General features: G+C 64.8%; 11 protein-coding genes and 1 pseudogene. 1 reads left to right on the forward strand and 11 read right to left on the reverse strand.

Annotation, left to right across the window (positions count from 1 at the left end):
- Positions 1-54: 54 nt before the first annotated feature.
- The 4 genes from RCH07_RS00415 to RCH07_RS00430 all read right to left on the reverse strand — a co-directional run bounded on the left by RCH07_RS00415 (position 55) and on the right by RCH07_RS00430 (position 3833).
- Positions 55-945, reverse strand: coding sequence for an ABC transporter ATP-binding protein (locus tag RCH07_RS00415; protein WP_326965489.1), 891 nt, complete (start codon positions 943-945; stop codon positions 55-57).
- Positions 929-1825 (reverse strand): ABC transporter permease, encoded by an 897-nt coding sequence (locus RCH07_RS00420; protein WP_326965490.1) that lies wholly within the window; start codon positions 1823-1825, stop codon positions 929-931. The genes RCH07_RS00415 and RCH07_RS00420 overlap by 17 nt, the downstream gene beginning before the upstream one ends.
- The gene (locus RCH07_RS00425; protein ID WP_326965491.1) at positions 1822-3564 is read right to left on the reverse strand and encodes a glycosyltransferase family 4 protein; all 1743 of its coding nucleotides are present in this window, start codon (positions 3562-3564) and stop codon (positions 1822-1824) included. Before RCH07_RS00425 ends, RCH07_RS00420 begins: the two co-directional genes overlap by 4 nt.
- An 83-nt stretch (positions 3565-3647) precedes the next feature.
- Entirely contained in the window at positions 3648-3833 is a 186-nt protein-coding gene (locus tag RCH07_RS00430; protein ID WP_326965492.1) for a hypothetical protein, read from the reverse strand.
- A 700-nt stretch (positions 3834-4533) separates the two neighbouring features.
- Here RCH07_RS00430 and RCH07_RS00435 point away from each other — a divergent pair.
- Positions 4534-5037 (forward strand): DUF3515 family protein, encoded by a 504-nt coding sequence (locus RCH07_RS00435; protein ID WP_326965493.1) that lies wholly within the window; start codon positions 4534-4536, stop codon positions 5035-5037.
- A 3-nt stretch (positions 5038-5040) separates the two neighbouring features.
- Here the strand turns inward: RCH07_RS00435 and RCH07_RS00440 are convergent, their stop codons facing one another.
- The 7 genes and pseudogenes from RCH07_RS00440 to RCH07_RS00470 form a co-directional block, all read right to left on the reverse strand.
- Positions 5041-6189: a D-alanine--D-alanine ligase family protein gene (locus tag RCH07_RS00440; protein WP_326965494.1), complete on the reverse strand. Its 1149-nt coding sequence runs from the start codon at positions 6187-6189 to the stop codon at positions 5041-5043.
- A gap of 2 nt (positions 6190-6191) precedes the next feature.
- Positions 6192-7244 carry an NAD(P)H-dependent glycerol-3-phosphate dehydrogenase gene (locus tag RCH07_RS00445; RefSeq protein WP_326965495.1) on the reverse strand — a complete coding sequence of 351 codons (1053 nt, stop codon included), beginning with the start codon at positions 7242-7244 and terminating at the stop codon, positions 6192-6194.
- The gene (locus RCH07_RS00450; RefSeq protein WP_326965496.1) at positions 7241-8065 is read right to left on the reverse strand and encodes a lysophospholipid acyltransferase family protein; all 825 of its coding nucleotides are present in this window, start codon (positions 8063-8065) and stop codon (positions 7241-7243) included. Before RCH07_RS00450 ends, RCH07_RS00445 begins: the two co-directional genes overlap by 4 nt.
- Before the next feature lie 11 nt (positions 8066-8076).
- Positions 8077-9402 carry a UDP-N-acetylglucosamine 1-carboxyvinyltransferase gene (gene murA, locus RCH07_RS00455; RefSeq protein WP_326965497.1) on the reverse strand — a complete coding sequence of 442 codons (1326 nt, stop codon included), beginning with the start codon at positions 9400-9402 and terminating at the stop codon, positions 8077-8079.
- 150 nt (positions 9403-9552) lie between these two features.
- Positions 9553-12120 (reverse strand): AMP-binding protein, encoded by a 2568-nt coding sequence (locus RCH07_RS00460; RefSeq protein WP_326965498.1) that lies wholly within the window; start codon positions 12118-12120, stop codon positions 9553-9555.
- A 150-nt stretch (positions 12121-12270) separates the two neighbouring features.
- Positions 12271-12915 (reverse strand): annotated as a pseudogene (locus tag RCH07_RS00465) (UDP-N-acetylglucosamine 1-carboxyvinyltransferase); the annotation flags it as partial.
- A 155-nt stretch (positions 12916-13070) separates the two neighbouring features.
- Positions 13071-13811 (reverse strand): DUF6270 domain-containing protein, encoded by a 741-nt coding sequence (locus tag RCH07_RS00470; protein ID WP_326965499.1) that lies wholly within the window; start codon positions 13809-13811, stop codon positions 13071-13073.
- Positions 13812-13940 lie beyond the last annotated feature (129 nt).

Here is a 13940-nt window from a genome sequence, read left to right on the forward strand (position 1 = left end):
TCCCGCCAGACCTGAAATGCCAAATGAGTCTCCTCAGCGTTGCGACATCCGCCCTCATGCTTTGGACCGCCGAAGTGAGTTGCGGTCACTGACGTCGGCTACTTCGAGGTCGTTAATCATGCGTCGGCGAAGTTTTAGGGCGCCTACCCGATCGCCGTCGGCCAGTCTTTGGGTGAACAACCGGTAGAACTTGACCACATCAGCCGGAGTTCCGTCAGCGAGAAGTTCACCTTGATCGATCCAGATTGCCCTGTTGCACAAGTCAAGAACGGTTGACATGCTGTGGCTCACCAAAAAGACTGTGCCCGCCTGGCCAAGCAGCTCCAGCATGCGTTTGCGCGTTCTGTCCCTAAACTGGGCATCACCGGTGTTCAACGCCTCGTCGATAATGAGTATTTCCGGATCGATCGCTGCGGCGATTGCAAAGCGAAGCCGAGACCCCATGCCCGCGGAGTAGGATTTCATCGGCATATGGATCGCCTCCTCCAAGCCTGACAATTCAACAATCGCAGCATACTTTTCATCGATCTGCTGCCTGGTCATGCCCATGGCCAGGCAACCCAGTATTACGTTCTGGTCGCCGGACAGTCCTGGTATCAAGGCGGCGTTGACGCCAAGCATGACCGGCGTGGACGTCGCATACACTGCGCCCGACGTCGGCGGGATCTGCCCACCTACGACTTTCAGCAAAGTGCTCTTGCCAGAACCATTCCTGCCGATGATGCCCACTGACTCCCCGTGCTCCACGACGAGGGACAACTCTTTCAGGGCGGTGACGCTTACAGCCGTCGTTCTGCCAACGTTCTGCTTGAGTATCTGCCAGGTAGATCCGGCGGGCCCCGCCTCATCCCGGGACCGGGATGTTGTATTATAGGTCATGCTGACTTTGTCGATGACGACTGACGGCGTCCCCTCGACAAATTTCAGCTCAGAGCTCTCGGCCATACGTTTCCTCCCCACGCCAGAACACAATGGTCCCAATGGCCAGGGCCAGGATCGACCAAAGCGCAAGAATCGCCCACGCGCGCCAAGCCCCGGCAGTCCCGTAGAGCAGCGCTTCCCTGGCCAGGTACAGGACGTTGTACAGGGGGTTGTATTCCATGATCGTCTTTGCTATCGGCATGTCATTGAACCTCTCAATTGAGAAGAACAAGCAGGAGGCGTACATCCACAGGCGAAGTGCGTAGGAAATCAGCTGGCTGGCGTCGTTGAAGACCGAGACCACCCTGGCGAGGATCAGTCCGATTCCGAGATTGAAGACGAACTGCAGCATCACCACCGGAATCAACAGCAGCCATCGCCAGGAAATCTCTTCAGAGGGCGGCAAAACGATAACCAGGATGAGCATCGTGATCAAGACCGGGATGTTCGACAGCAGCTCGCGCAGGTTGGCCGCCAGCACAAGGCTCGCGCGGGGAAACTGGAATGCGTGGATAACGTTCTTGTTGGCAGTAACAACGCGGGATGACGACGTGATGGCACGGGTGGACATCTGAAAGAGGAATACGCCGATGATGAGGAAGGCGACGAAGTTCTCAATTCCGCCCCCTGAATTCAGCAGCACCCCCATGATGAGATAGAACATCAGCCCGTTCAGGAGTGGGCCGAGGACGAGCCAGGCCCGGCCCAGCCGGTCTTGCTCGTTGCCAGTCTGCACCCGCGACTGTGCGTCGTAATAGATGAAGTGCCGGTAGTCCCAGAGCGACACCAGGTAGTCGAGAAAAGGCGGCCTGGCACCGACCCGGCGTAGGTCGCGCAGGTTGACTGAAGTGGCGACCGCAGTTGGTATCGGCCCCTGCGGGACTGCCGAAGTATCAGTGCTCAAATTCGAGCCTCCATTAAATGCTCATAGGCGCCAGCCAGGGTTAGCGCGTTCGCTCCCCACGTGCGGCTTTCCAACACGGCCTGTCTCCCTGCCTGGCCCAAGAGGGCTCTTAACTCCTCGGAGTCGAGGAGCCGTTCCAGTTTAGCGGCCAAGTCCCGGGGGTCCTCCGCCGTCGCGATCAGGCCGTTCGCGCCGTCCGTCACAATTTCTTGCAGGGCTGTAAGCCGGCTGGCAACCACGGGCCGCGCGCACGCCAACGCTTCAACCGGTTTGAGTGGTGTTACCGAGCGGGTGACATCAAGGTCCTTGCGCGGGACCACGAAGACATCCAAAGCCTGATGGAAAAGGTGGGCCTTGTCTCGTGGAACGCGCCCCGGAAAGATGATGCGGTCGTCGAACCCGCTTCGCCGGGCCAGTCGCTTCAGGGATGGCAGCGATGCACCATCGCCAACGATCAGCAGACGAAGGTCGGGAATCTTGGGTGCCAAGAATCCGAAGGCGGCGATCAGGTCATCGATTCCCTCGTACGGTACCAGACTGCTGACAGTGCCGATGTAGGTTCCCTGTTCGGGAAGGCCCAGCTCTCGTCTGGCCGTGCGCGCGTCCAGCGGTTCTTCCAGGAACTCCCCGCCAATACCATTCGGCGTGATAATGATTCTGTCCTCTGCAATGCCGGAGGCAACGATGTTCGCCTTCATAGCCTCCCCCAGTGTCACCACGAGGTCCGCCGCAGCCATAACCTCAGCCTCGCGCTGCTGGAACAGTCTGTATTTTTCGCTGTCGCGGGCAGCCTTCCCCCGGGTGGAAGCCCAAGTATCAGCCAACTGGCCACGGACTTCGTAAACCCAGGGGATGTCCAGTGCCTCCGCCACCGCCCGGACCACCATACCGTTGACGAAGTGGGTAGTGGTATGCAGAACGCTCGGCCTGAACTCCAAAGCCACGCTCAGCAGTTCCTCCGCCTGTTGCTGGAGACGAGCATCCAGCGTCGCCGCCAGACGAGCCGGGAGGAGCCGCCGGTAGCGCAGGCCGTCCACAACGTCACTGGAGCCGGCCCGCAGCTTTCCGACCTGCACGGGATAGCCGAGACGCGTGACAGCAAGGATGTCCCACCCAGCCTGCTGCTGGGCCAGCATGATGGAGTGGGAACGCTGAGCGTAGCCACTGGCCGTGTGGGGCAGGGAGTTGGTCAGGAAGTGAAGCACCCTTCCGGGGATGGGAACATATTCGTGCCGGACCAGCGAGGGCGCAGCCCCTTTCAGGACAGCCAGCTCACCCACGAGGCGCGCAAGCTGCCGCCGTCTGTGCCAACGAGAGCCTTCGAGGACGGCCACGGCGCCACTCACGGCGCCGTCGTGCCACTGCCTCCGCGCCTGGGCAGCCTTGAGCCCGCGGGAATGCCGTGCGCCTGCCAAAAGAGCATCCGAAAACTCCGGCAGATTCGCGGCGAGTGCGATGTCGGCGAGCCTCCGCGCCCGTTCGCCGCTGACCTCGTGATCGACGGCGAGCTGGAGCCGGCGGGCCACATCCCGCTCGTCACCGCTCGTGATTGACGCCAGCACTGCCGGAATTGCCGTAGAACTCTCCCCTGCCGCCGCAGAAACAATACGTGCCAGCGGATGGACAAGCGATGCAGGCAAACGTCTGGACAACTGGAGGAACAGCACCATCGGATCGTCGGTGAGGTGCTGCAATGCGGTGTGAGCGGCGAGCCGCACGTTCGTCAGGAATTGGATCATCGAGTGGCTGCAAAACGTATACGACCGTGCCCCGGTTGGCCGGGCATAGCCCAGCCAAGGGCTTCTTCGGGTACCACGATCAGTTACTTTTCTGCCTTTGCGGCCAGGCCGCGGCTCTTCCCGCCAAGAAACCTGAAATACACGAACCCTAGTCCCAGCAGAATCATGACGGTAATAACCTGCACCGACAGCGGACTGCCGGTCACGGAGGCGACGGCGGCATGGATTTCTGCAGTGACAATCGTGGGAGGCGCGGCCGGAGCTGCCACTGCGGCAGGTTCCGTTGTACGTGCCGGTGCTGGGGTCGGAGAAGGTGTCGCCTCGGCTGTTGCGCTTGCCTCTTGGGACGGCTGCTGTGCCGACGGCTGGACGGCCGGAACGACGCCGGGCAGCGGCGCAACCACAGCAGCCGGTACCTGTGGGGCGGGGACAGGCGCACTGGGCACCTCGCCGGCCGGCGGGGATGCGATGAAAGCGGGCGGGATTTCCACCGGAGCCGGGGCGAGCTCGGGGGGCTGTACGGGTGCTGGCTCAACGGGCGGCGGGTCAACCGGCGCGGGATCAACGGGCGCCGGGTCAACCGGCGCGGGATCAACCGGTGTCGGCTCAACTGGAGCCGGAGGCGTTGGAGTAAGGACAACCGTCAAGGGGTCCGGGAGAACAGCGTCGTCAGCGTAGGCTGATGGCGCGGCAACGCCCAGGCTTAGTGCCAGCAGAAGAGCACCCAAGCCAGCGCGTACTGACCTTGTTTTCTGGCTGCACGACTTCATCGACAGACCCTCCCCCACGTACGAGATTGAATAGAATGTGCGCGGTTCTGGCCAAAAGTAACGTTCTCGTCGGCAGCGCCCCAGAGTTGCACGGTTCCGCCAAGTCTACTAGACGGTACAGCGCGGGGTGGCCACAAAAGCATCTGCCGGGGTGGCGGACCCGGCGGTAGGGGCTGTCCGGCGGGGATAGGCTTGACGAATGCACCAGTTCCGCGCCCCGGCTTCCGCACGTCCGCTCCGGCTTCTGGCGGCCGCGGCAGCCGCAGGGCTCGCCCTGAGTGCCTGCGCTCCGGTAGTCGACGTCGCGCCCGCCAAGGACGCGGCGAATGCCGCCTGCGCCCCGATGATGGTGGCCCTGCCGGACGCCATCGGCGAAGCCGGGCTGCGCAAGACCAACAGCCAGGCCACCGCTGCCTGGGGCGAACCGTCCCTTGTGGTGCTGCGCTGCGGCGTGAACGTCCCGGGCCCCACGACGGACCGCTGCGTGAGCGTCAACGGCGTCGACTGGGTCATCAAGGAGGGCAGCCCGGTCTGGACGCTGACCACGTTCGGTCGCGAACCGGCCACCGAGATCCTGATGGACCCGGACAAGATCAGTTCGGCCACCGTGCTGGCCGATCTCGCCGCCGCCGCCGCGAAGGTCCCCGCGACCCGGAACTGCGTGGGCCAGGCGGACCTGCAGAACCTGCCGCCGAGCAAATAGCCCCTAACGCAGGCCGGTCTTGCGGTGCAGCGCCAGGTGGATCAGTTCGTCGATCAGCTCCGCGTAGCCCAGGCCGGAGGCCTTCCACATCTGCGGGTACATGCTCTTGGGCGTGAACCCGGGCATCGTGTTGATCTCGTTGATGATGAGTTCGCCCTCGGGAGTGTAGAAGAAATCGACCCGGCTTAGCCCCTCGGCGCCGACGGCGTCGAACGCGACGGCGGCCAGCTCACGGACCCGGGCGATGGCCTCGTCGGGGAGGTCGGCCGGGCAGCTGAGCGCGGCGGCGTCGTCCTCCACGTATTTGGCGTTAAAGTCGTAGAACTCGTGGCCGCCGCCGGCCACGGAAATCTCCCCCGGCATGGACGTCCGCGGAGCGTCGGTCCCCCGGCCCTCCAGCACGGCGCACTCGATCTCGCGGCCCACAATGCCGGCCTCGATGACCAGCTTCGGATCATGTTCACGGGCCGCCTCGATCGCGGCGTCCAGGTCCAGGAGCGAATCCACCTTGGAGATGCCCATCGAGGAACCAGCCCGGGCCGGCTTGACGAACACCGGGAAGCCGAGCTGGTCCACGCGCTTGCGGACGGTCTCCGGGTCATTGAGCCACTGCCGGTCCGTGACGGCGATGTACGGCCCCACCCGCAGCCCGGCGGACTCAAACACCACCTTCATGAAGTGCTTGTCCATGCCGACGGCGGAGGCCAGCACGCCGGCACCCACGTAACGGGTGTCGGACAGCTCCAGGAAGCCCTGGATGGTGCCGTCCTCGCCGAACGGGCCGTGCAGCAGCGGGAAGACTACGTCCACGGCGCCCAGTTCCTGCGGGACCGCGTTCGGGGAGGCCACGATCAGCTGGTGCTCGCCACCGATTTCGGCCAGCGCCACGGTCTGCGCCGAGGACGCCACCTCGGGCAGCGACGATGCCGAAAGTGACCAGTCGTGGGTGTCGCCGGTGGCCAGCACCCACTGCCCCGTTTTGGCGATCCCGATCGGGATGACCTCGTACTTGGTCTGGTCGATGGCGCCCAGGACGCCGGCCGCTGTCACGCAACTGACGGCGTGTTCGCTGGAGCGGCCGCCGAACAGCACCGCCACGCGGGGCCTTGACTCGCCGGTCCGGCCTGCTGTGGTCACGTTGTCTTCCGCCACGCTCAATAGTCGCCTTCGGGTTTCAGGTTCCGGGACAGCAGCAGCGGCCCCAGTTCGTCGACGGACAGTTTTCCGGCCAGCACCGCGACGACGGCCGCGGTGATGGGCATCTCGACGCCGAGTTTACCGGCAAGTTCGTGGACGGCCTGCGCGGACTTGATGCCCTCGGCCGTCTGCGTCATTTCCGCCGTGACCTGGTCCAGGGTCAGCCCCTTGCCGAGCAGCCGCCCTGCGGTGTGGTTCCGGGACAGCGGGGAGGAACAGGTCGCCACGAGGTCGCCCAGGCCGGCAAGGCCCGCCATCGTCTGGGCCTCGCCGCCGAGGGCGAGCGAAAGTCTTGACGTTTCCGCGAGGCCGCGGGTGATGACCGATGCCTTGGTGTTGTCGCCCATCTGCTTGCCTTCGCAGATGCCGACGGCCAGGGCGATGATGTTCTTCACGATCCCGCCGATTTCGACGCCGACGACGTCCGCGGTGGTGTACGGACGGAAGTACGGGGCGGTGCAGCTGCGCGCAATCCAGCCGGCCGCGGTGGGGTCGGTGCAGGCAACGACGGAAGCGGTGGGCTCTTCGCGGGCGATCTCCATGGCCAAGTTGGGCCCGGAGACCACAGCGACGCGGTTTGCCGGGATGCCCAGCTCTTCGCAGATGACTTCGCTCATCCGCGCGTCGGAATGGAGCTCGAGGCCCTTCATGAGTGAGACGACGAACGCGCCCGGCTCCACCAGGTCCTTCCATTCGCGCAGCTGGGGCCGCAGGGTCTGCGCCGGCACGGCAAGCACCACCAGCTCGGCGCCGGCAAGAACCTCGGCGACGTCTGTGGACGCGGTAATGCTGGGCGGCAGCGGTGTGTCTTTGAGGTACTGCTCGTTGCGGTGCTTGAGGTTGATCTGCTCCACGACTTCGCGGCGGCGGCCCCAGAGTCGGATCTCACGCTCGACGCCGGAAGCGGCGGCGGCGTCGGCGAGGACCTTCGCGAAGGTGGTGCCCCAGGAACCGGCCCCGAGAACGGCCACCCTGGTGGCGGCGTCCGTTCCGCGGATATCCGCCGTCATCTGCCGTCGTCCGCGGGGGTGCCTGTGCCGCCGTCGTCCGCGGAAGTTCCTGAAGATCCGCCAGCGGAACCGCCGGCGGCCCCGCCGCGCTCGATGAAGCGGCCGTGGGGGGACTGTTGGTGTGCCGAGGGGTCCCAGCGCACCAGGGGCGGCTGTCCGCCGCGGAGGGTGGCGAGCAGCTCGGTGATGGCGTCCATGATGACGTTGGTCGCCTCGCCCAGGGTCGCCCCATCCAGCGGCCGTCCCGCGAAGGCGCTGAGGTCCACGGGTTCGCCGACTACCAGGCGCGAGGTCTTTCGCGGGAAGATGTGGAAGCGTTTGGCGTAACGGGGGAAGACCTCGTGGGCTCCCCAGTGGGCGATGGGGACCACCGGGATGCCACTCTCAAGTGCCATCCGGGCGGCGCCGGTGTGGCCCTTCATCGGCCACAGCTCGGGGTCGCGGGTCAGTGTGCCTTCGGGGTAGATGATGATGGCACCGCCCCCGTCCACGACTTCCTTGGCGATCTGCAGCGAGCGGTTCGCCCCCGCCGAGGACCGCTCCACCGGGATCTGCATGGTGTTGCGCAGCACCGTCCCGAGGACCGGAACCTTGAAGAGCCCGGCCTTGGCCAGGAATCGCGGCATCCGCTTCTGGTTGTAGAGCATGTGCGCCACCACCAGCGGGTCGATCTCGGTGCAGTGGTTGGGTGCTGCGATGAAGCCCCCGGCGGGCAGTTTTTCCAGGCCGATCCACTTTTTGGCCATCAGCAAGTTCATGGCGGGCCGGACAATTCCGGCCGCGATGACAAAGGTGATGCGGCTCCTGGCCGTTTCCTTCACTTCGGTCCCCGCTACTTATCTGAGGTGATGTCGAAATCGGCGCCCAGGCCGGCGAGCTTTTCGGTGAAGCGCTCGTAGCCCCGGTTGATGATGTCGATTCCGGTGACCCGAGAAGTTCCGGTGGCGGCCAGGGCCGCGATCAGGTGGCTGAAGCCGCCGCGCAGATCCGGCACGTCGATGTCGGTACCGGTCAGCTGGGTGGGCCCGGAGATCACGGCGGAGTGCAGGAAGTTGCGCTGGCCGAAGCGGCACGGCACGCTGCCGAGGCATTCGCGGTGGACCTGGATGTTGGCGCCCATCCGGAGGAGGGCCTCGGTGAATCCGAAGCGGTTCTCGTAGACGGTCTCGTGGACGATCGATACGCCCTCGGCCTGGGTCAGCGCGACGATCAGCGGCTGCTGCCAGTCGGTCATAAAGCCGGGGTGCACATCCGTTTCGAGGACCAGCGGGTTGAGCTTGCCGCCGCGGTGGTAGAAGCGGATGCCGTCGTCGCCGATGTCCATGCCGCCGCCCACCTTGCGGTAGGTGTTGAGGAAGGTCATCATGTCGCGCTGGGTGGCGCCTTCGACGAAGATGTCGCCGCGGGTGACAAGGGCGGCCGAGGCCCAGGAGGCGGATTCGTTGCGGTCCGAGAGGGCGCGGTGGTTGTAGCCGCCCAGGCTCTGGACGCCTTCGATCCGGATGGTGCGGTCCGTCTGGACGCTGATGATCGCGCCCATCTTCTGCAGCACGGCAATGAGGTCCACGATCTCCGGCTCGGTGGCCGCCCCGGAAAGCTCGGTGATGCCATCGGCGCGGGTGGCGCTCAGCAGGACCTGCTCTGTGGCGCCGACGGACGGGTACGGCAGGGAGATTTTGGCGCCCTTGAGGCCGTGGGGTGCGGAGATGTGAATGCCGCCGGGGCGCTTTTCCACGACGGCGCCGAACTGGCGCAGTACATCCAGGTGGTAGTCGATGGGACGGTCGCCGATCTTACAGCCGCCGAGGTCCGGGATGAAGGCCTCGCCGATCGCATGGATCAAGGGTCCGCACAGCAGGATCGGGATGCGGGAGTCGCCGGCGTGGGCATCGATGGCCGTGTGGGAGGCCGTCTTTGCGTTGCTCGGGTCCAGGGTCAGATCCCCGGTGGCGGGGTCCTTCTCCACAGTGACACCGTGGATCTGGAGCAGGCTGGTGACAACCTCGACGTCCTTGATTTCGGGGACGTTGCGCAGCACGGACGGTTCATTGCCCAGCAGCGCGGCCACCATCGCCTTGGGGACAAGATTCTTGGCCCCCCGCACGGTGACGCGGCCGGTCAGCGGGACGCCTCCGCGGATTGTCAGAACACTACTCATATACCGGTTTCCTCACGACTACTCGCCCCCAAATCCTTACAAAGGCACCTGCTAAGCATAGGAGCTTGCGTTACCGATCTGAAATACGGCGTGCTGACGGCTGGTGTGATCCCCGCCGCCCGCCCCGTCAATCCAAACTGCAACGCGGGGTCACCTACGGCCCATCCCAAGCCGCAGGACGGGCCGTAGGTGACCCCGCGTTGCGGTGGCGGGGCGGGTCCGACGGCGGGTGACCATGCTGATCACGCGCATGCAGACCGCCCAGTATGCCACCCCGGCGGCAAGCGAGGCTGCCACGGCCAGCAGAGGACTGAACGGGGCCAGCAGCGGGTAGACCAGCCAGTGGACCAGGTAAGCGTAGAGGGAGGCGCTGGCCAGCAGTATCGTCACGCGTCGGAGGGCTTTCGGCACGGGAATGCTGGGCAGCCAGATGAGCAGCAGGATTCCGATGAGTAACGTGAATTCACGGTTTGCGTCCTCAAAGAACCCCGGAACGGTCAGGGCCGCGACGGCGGAGACGGCGCAGCGCTGGGCCACGTTCCGGGTCCGTGCAATGGCCCAACCCATCGCGAAGAGCCAAAGCGCCGGCGCCGTGTGCGGCACACCAGGATCGATCACGTCATAGCGTGTCAACAGCCCGGCTCCTGTGAGTGCCAGCGGAAAGAGGAGCGGGAACCGCTTTTCAGCGCGGTCCGCCGAGGGAACCGCGAGCAGGGCAGTCATTCCCACGAGCAGGTAGACAAGTACTTCGACGAACCAGAAGTGCCACTGCGTGGTCACCGTCTCCGGTCCGAGGACGGCGTTCAGGAGCAGGATGTTGGCAGGGCTGTAGTTATCCGTGATCAGATAGGCCACACCGATGAAGGCCACACTGGGCACGACGACTCTGGCCAGGCTGGCCAGCTGCCGCCGAAGGCGCGGGAGCCGCTTCCCGGAAAGCTGGAACCGCGCGAAGTTGTAACCCGCCACCGCCATGAGCACGTGGGCCGCGCCCTGCCACCTGAACAAGCCCACGTGGGTGCTGACGATCAGGATGATGGACACGGCCCTCAACACAATGCCGGTTTCGATCGGAGCGAAGAACCGTCCCAGCCTCCGGACCGGCATTTCCCGCCGGCGAGGTTCCAGGTCGCGGACCGTCGTCACGTGCCAATCCCGCGGGAGATGCCCCAAAACCTGTTCCAGCCTGACGGACGCCGCCACGTAGGACAGGGAGTCCCCGCCGAGCGAGACGAACGTGTCGTCGTCGGCGATGTCAGCGCACTCCAGTGTGTCCGCGAAGATTTTTCGGACATTGTCGGGACCGGCGGCAGTGCCATACCCGGGCGCAGGCTCCGCCGGTTCAGGCCGCGAGAGTGCAAGGACCGCGGGGTAGTCCAGTTTGCCGGTGGCCAGCCTGGGCAGATGTTCGACGGCGTGCACTTCGAGGGCCGCACGCGGCAGCCCGACGCCTTGGGCGAGAACCTTGGCCAGCAGGTGAGGGTCGTGCCCGCCTTCGACGGCGACAACCAGCCCGTCGTCGGTACCGGCGCTGGCCGCGTCCACTCCGAGGTCGGCAAGGAATCTCTCCACCTGCCCGAGGTCAACGCGCAGCCCCACGATCTTGACGAACCTGCTGCGCCGCCCCACCACTTCGAAGACTCCGGCGGGATGCTTCCGGGCGAGGTCACCGGTGCGGAGCTCGCCGATGGTCCGGCCCTTTCCGAGGTCCTCCGGACTCTCTGCGTAGCCGAGCATGACATTTGGGCCGGTGTACACGAGTTCCCCGTGCTCCAGCCCGGGGACCGGGTCGATCCGGAAAGAGCCGCCCGGCACCGCGACGCCGATGGCGCCGGGGACCTCGGCTGCGAGTTCCGGCGGCAGGTAGGCCATCCGGGCGGTGGCCTCCGTCGCGCCATACATAACGAAGAGGTCCCAGCCGCGCCGGCAGCCGAGCTCGGCAAAACGGCGCACCGCGTCGGGGGCGAGCCGGCCCCCGGCCTGGGTCACGTAGCGCAGACCCGGCAGATCCATCTCGGCGAACCCCACCCGCTCCAACAGGTCGAACGTGTACGGGACGGCTGCGAACGACGTCGCACCCGCACGGCGGAACAGGTCCCAGAAACAGGGATCAACAACCGACAGGCCGGTGAGCACCAGCCCTGCCCCGCGGAGCAGGTGACTGTTGATCACGGAAAGCCCGTAACAGTAGGACATCGGCAGGGTGGTGGCCGCGGTGTCGTCCGTGCCTATCCTCAGGTACTGGGCAATGGACTCCGCGTTGGACTGCAGGTTGGCATGCGAGAGGCGCACAAGCTTGGGAGAGCCGGTGGAGCCGGACGTGCTGAGCAGCAGGGCGAGGTCAGGGTGCAGCGCGTGCCGTGTGCCGGGCCTGCGCTCCTCCAGGACGGTCTGACCGTTCACGGACCGTACAAGGACGTCAGGATCGTAGGCCGTTACCAGGGACTCCAAGGCTGCCGGTTTGTCTTCCGGCAGCAGGATCAGCGGGTGCCCGGCTGCCAAGGCCGCCAGGTAGGCGACCAGGGAGTCGACGTCGTTGGCGGCGGTCAGCGCCACGAGACGCCTCCCGGTGCCGAGGCGGAGGGCGAAGGCATCAACGCGATCCGCCAGCTCCCGGTAGGACAGACTGAGGCTCTCGGTGAGAATTGCGGGCCTGTCCCCGTAGCTCGCAAGTTCCGCGGCAAAGGAGACCTGCGCTAAATGAAGGTCCGTGGTCACTCGACCGATGTTATTAGACAAGCCTTACCTAAACAAAATTAGGCTACAGAATGCTTGCGTAATCATTCTGGGTGGGTCTCCTCCCGAACCAGAAGTTTTTGGTGAGTAACCTCCCGAAGAAGAAGGGGTCCCGCCGTCGTCCCGGCTGCAAAGGCTCTGGACGCCTTCGATCCGGATGGTGCGGTCCGTCTGGACGCTGATGATCGCGCCCATCTTCTGCAGCACGGCAATGAGGTCCACGATCTCCGGCTCGGTGGCCGCACCGGAAAGTTCGGTGATGCCATCGGCGCGGGTGGCGCTCAGCAGGACCTGCTCGGTGGCGCCGACGGACGGGTACGGCAGGGAGATTTTGGCGCCCTTGAGGCCGTGGGGTGCGGAGATGTGAATGCCGCCGGGGCGCTTTTCCACGACGGCGCCGAACTGGCGCAGTACATCCAGGTGGTAGTCGATGGGGCGGTCGCCGATCTTGCAGCCGCCGAGGTCCGGGATGAAGGCCTCGCCGATCGCATGGATCAAGGGTCCACACAGCAGGATCGGGATGCGGGAGTCGCCGGCATGTGCATCGATGGCCGTGTGGGAGGCCGTCTTCGCGTTGCTCGGGTCCAGGGTCAGATCCCCGGTGACGGAGTCCTTCTCCACAGTGACACCGTGGATCTGGAGCAGGCTGGTGACAACCTCGACGTCCTTGATTTCGGGGACGTTGCGCAGCACGGACGGTTCATTGCCCAGCAGCGCGGCCACCATCGCTTTGGGGACAAGATTCTTGGCCCCCCGCACGGTGACACGGCCGGTCAGCGGGACGCCTCCGCGGATTGTCAGAACACTACTCGTATACCGGTTTCCTCACGACTACTCGCCCCCAAATCCTTGCAAAGGCACCTGCTAAGCATAGGAGCTTGCGTTACCGATCTGAAATACGGGGCACTCTAGGCCGGGCATACGCGGCGGGCTCAGCCAATGACCGGGGCCCTCGCGGCTTCCCTGACCTGAGCCGCTATCCATTGCCGGGCAGGCTCGCCCAAGTGGTAAGGAGCAACGCCCCAGCGGTGCTGGATCGAGGAATAGGCCAGCTCTTTAGGCATGTCGAGGACCCTGAAACCAAGGCTTCTGATGTGGGCGCAGCATTCACCCAGATAGGCGTTCAATTCAGCTGTCTCCAAGCCTCGGAACCGGTCGACCGGCTCGCCCGCGTCGGTCAGCTCTGCCCAGGGGGTGTTCAGCACGATTGTCTTCTCACGCAGGCCGAGCTCCGTCACAGCGCTGAACAGCCGAGTGGCCGCATTTTCCCAAAGAGTCCAGTGCCGCTCTGAAAGGACATTGATTTGACGCATTCGGCCCTGCACACCGTCCAGCCTCCCGGAACTGACCAGCTCCTGGGAACGCGTCACATAGTTGCCGTCCGGCAGCTGGATCACGCCGAGGCGCTCGTCCGTCAGGTCTATCAGCAGGACATCAATTTCGGCGGCATGCCTGCGCACGAGCTTAAGCATGTTTGACCTGATATCACCGGCGAGCGACCGGTTCTGGAAGGCCGAAGTCAACTCAGCGCCCTCGAGCAGCGTTGTCGGCTTGGAAATGGCACTAATCATGGATTGGCGGGCAACGTAGCTCAGAAGTTTGAAAGCTGAACCAAGGAGGGGAAAGGCATCCCTGGAGACGCAGCTGCCGTAGATCATGAGGTTCTTGTGCATTGTATGAACCTTAACAGAAGCAGTTCCATTTCCCGCCCCCGCAGCCAAGCGCTGGTAATGTCGGCCTCTGGCTTACTGAATACCCTGGGGGAACCTTGAAGTCGTCTTCGCTTTCGCGTAAAACGCTGC

Origin of the sequence: Arthrobacter sp. CG_A4 (genome assembly GCF_035985125.1) — a bacterium.
GTDB lineage: Bacteria > Actinomycetota > Actinomycetes > Actinomycetales > Micrococcaceae > Arthrobacter.

Excerpts from the sequence above, each read along its gene's own strand:
- murA (WP_326965497.1), bottom strand. The coding sequence starts at position 9,402 with ATGAGTAGTGTTCTGACAATCCGCGGAGGCGTCCCGCTGACCGGCCGC.
- RCH07_RS00415 (WP_326965489.1), bottom strand. The coding sequence starts at position 945 with ATGGCCGAGAGCTCTGAGCTGAAATTTGTCGAGGGGACGCCGTCAGTC.
- RCH07_RS00445 (WP_326965495.1), bottom strand. The coding sequence starts at position 7,244 with ATGACGGCGGATATCCGCGGAACGGACGCCGCCACCAGGGTGGCCGTT.
- RCH07_RS00435 (WP_326965493.1), top strand. The coding sequence starts at position 4,534 with ATGCACCAGTTCCGCGCCCCGGCTTCCGCACGTCCGCTCCGGCTTCTG.
- RCH07_RS00470 (WP_326965499.1), bottom strand. The coding sequence starts at position 13,811 with ATGCACAAGAACCTCATGATCTACGGCAGCTGCGTCTCCAGGGATGCC.
- RCH07_RS00425 (WP_326965491.1), bottom strand. The coding sequence starts at position 3,564 with ATGATCCAATTCCTGACGAACGTGCGGCTCGCCGCTCACACCGCATTG.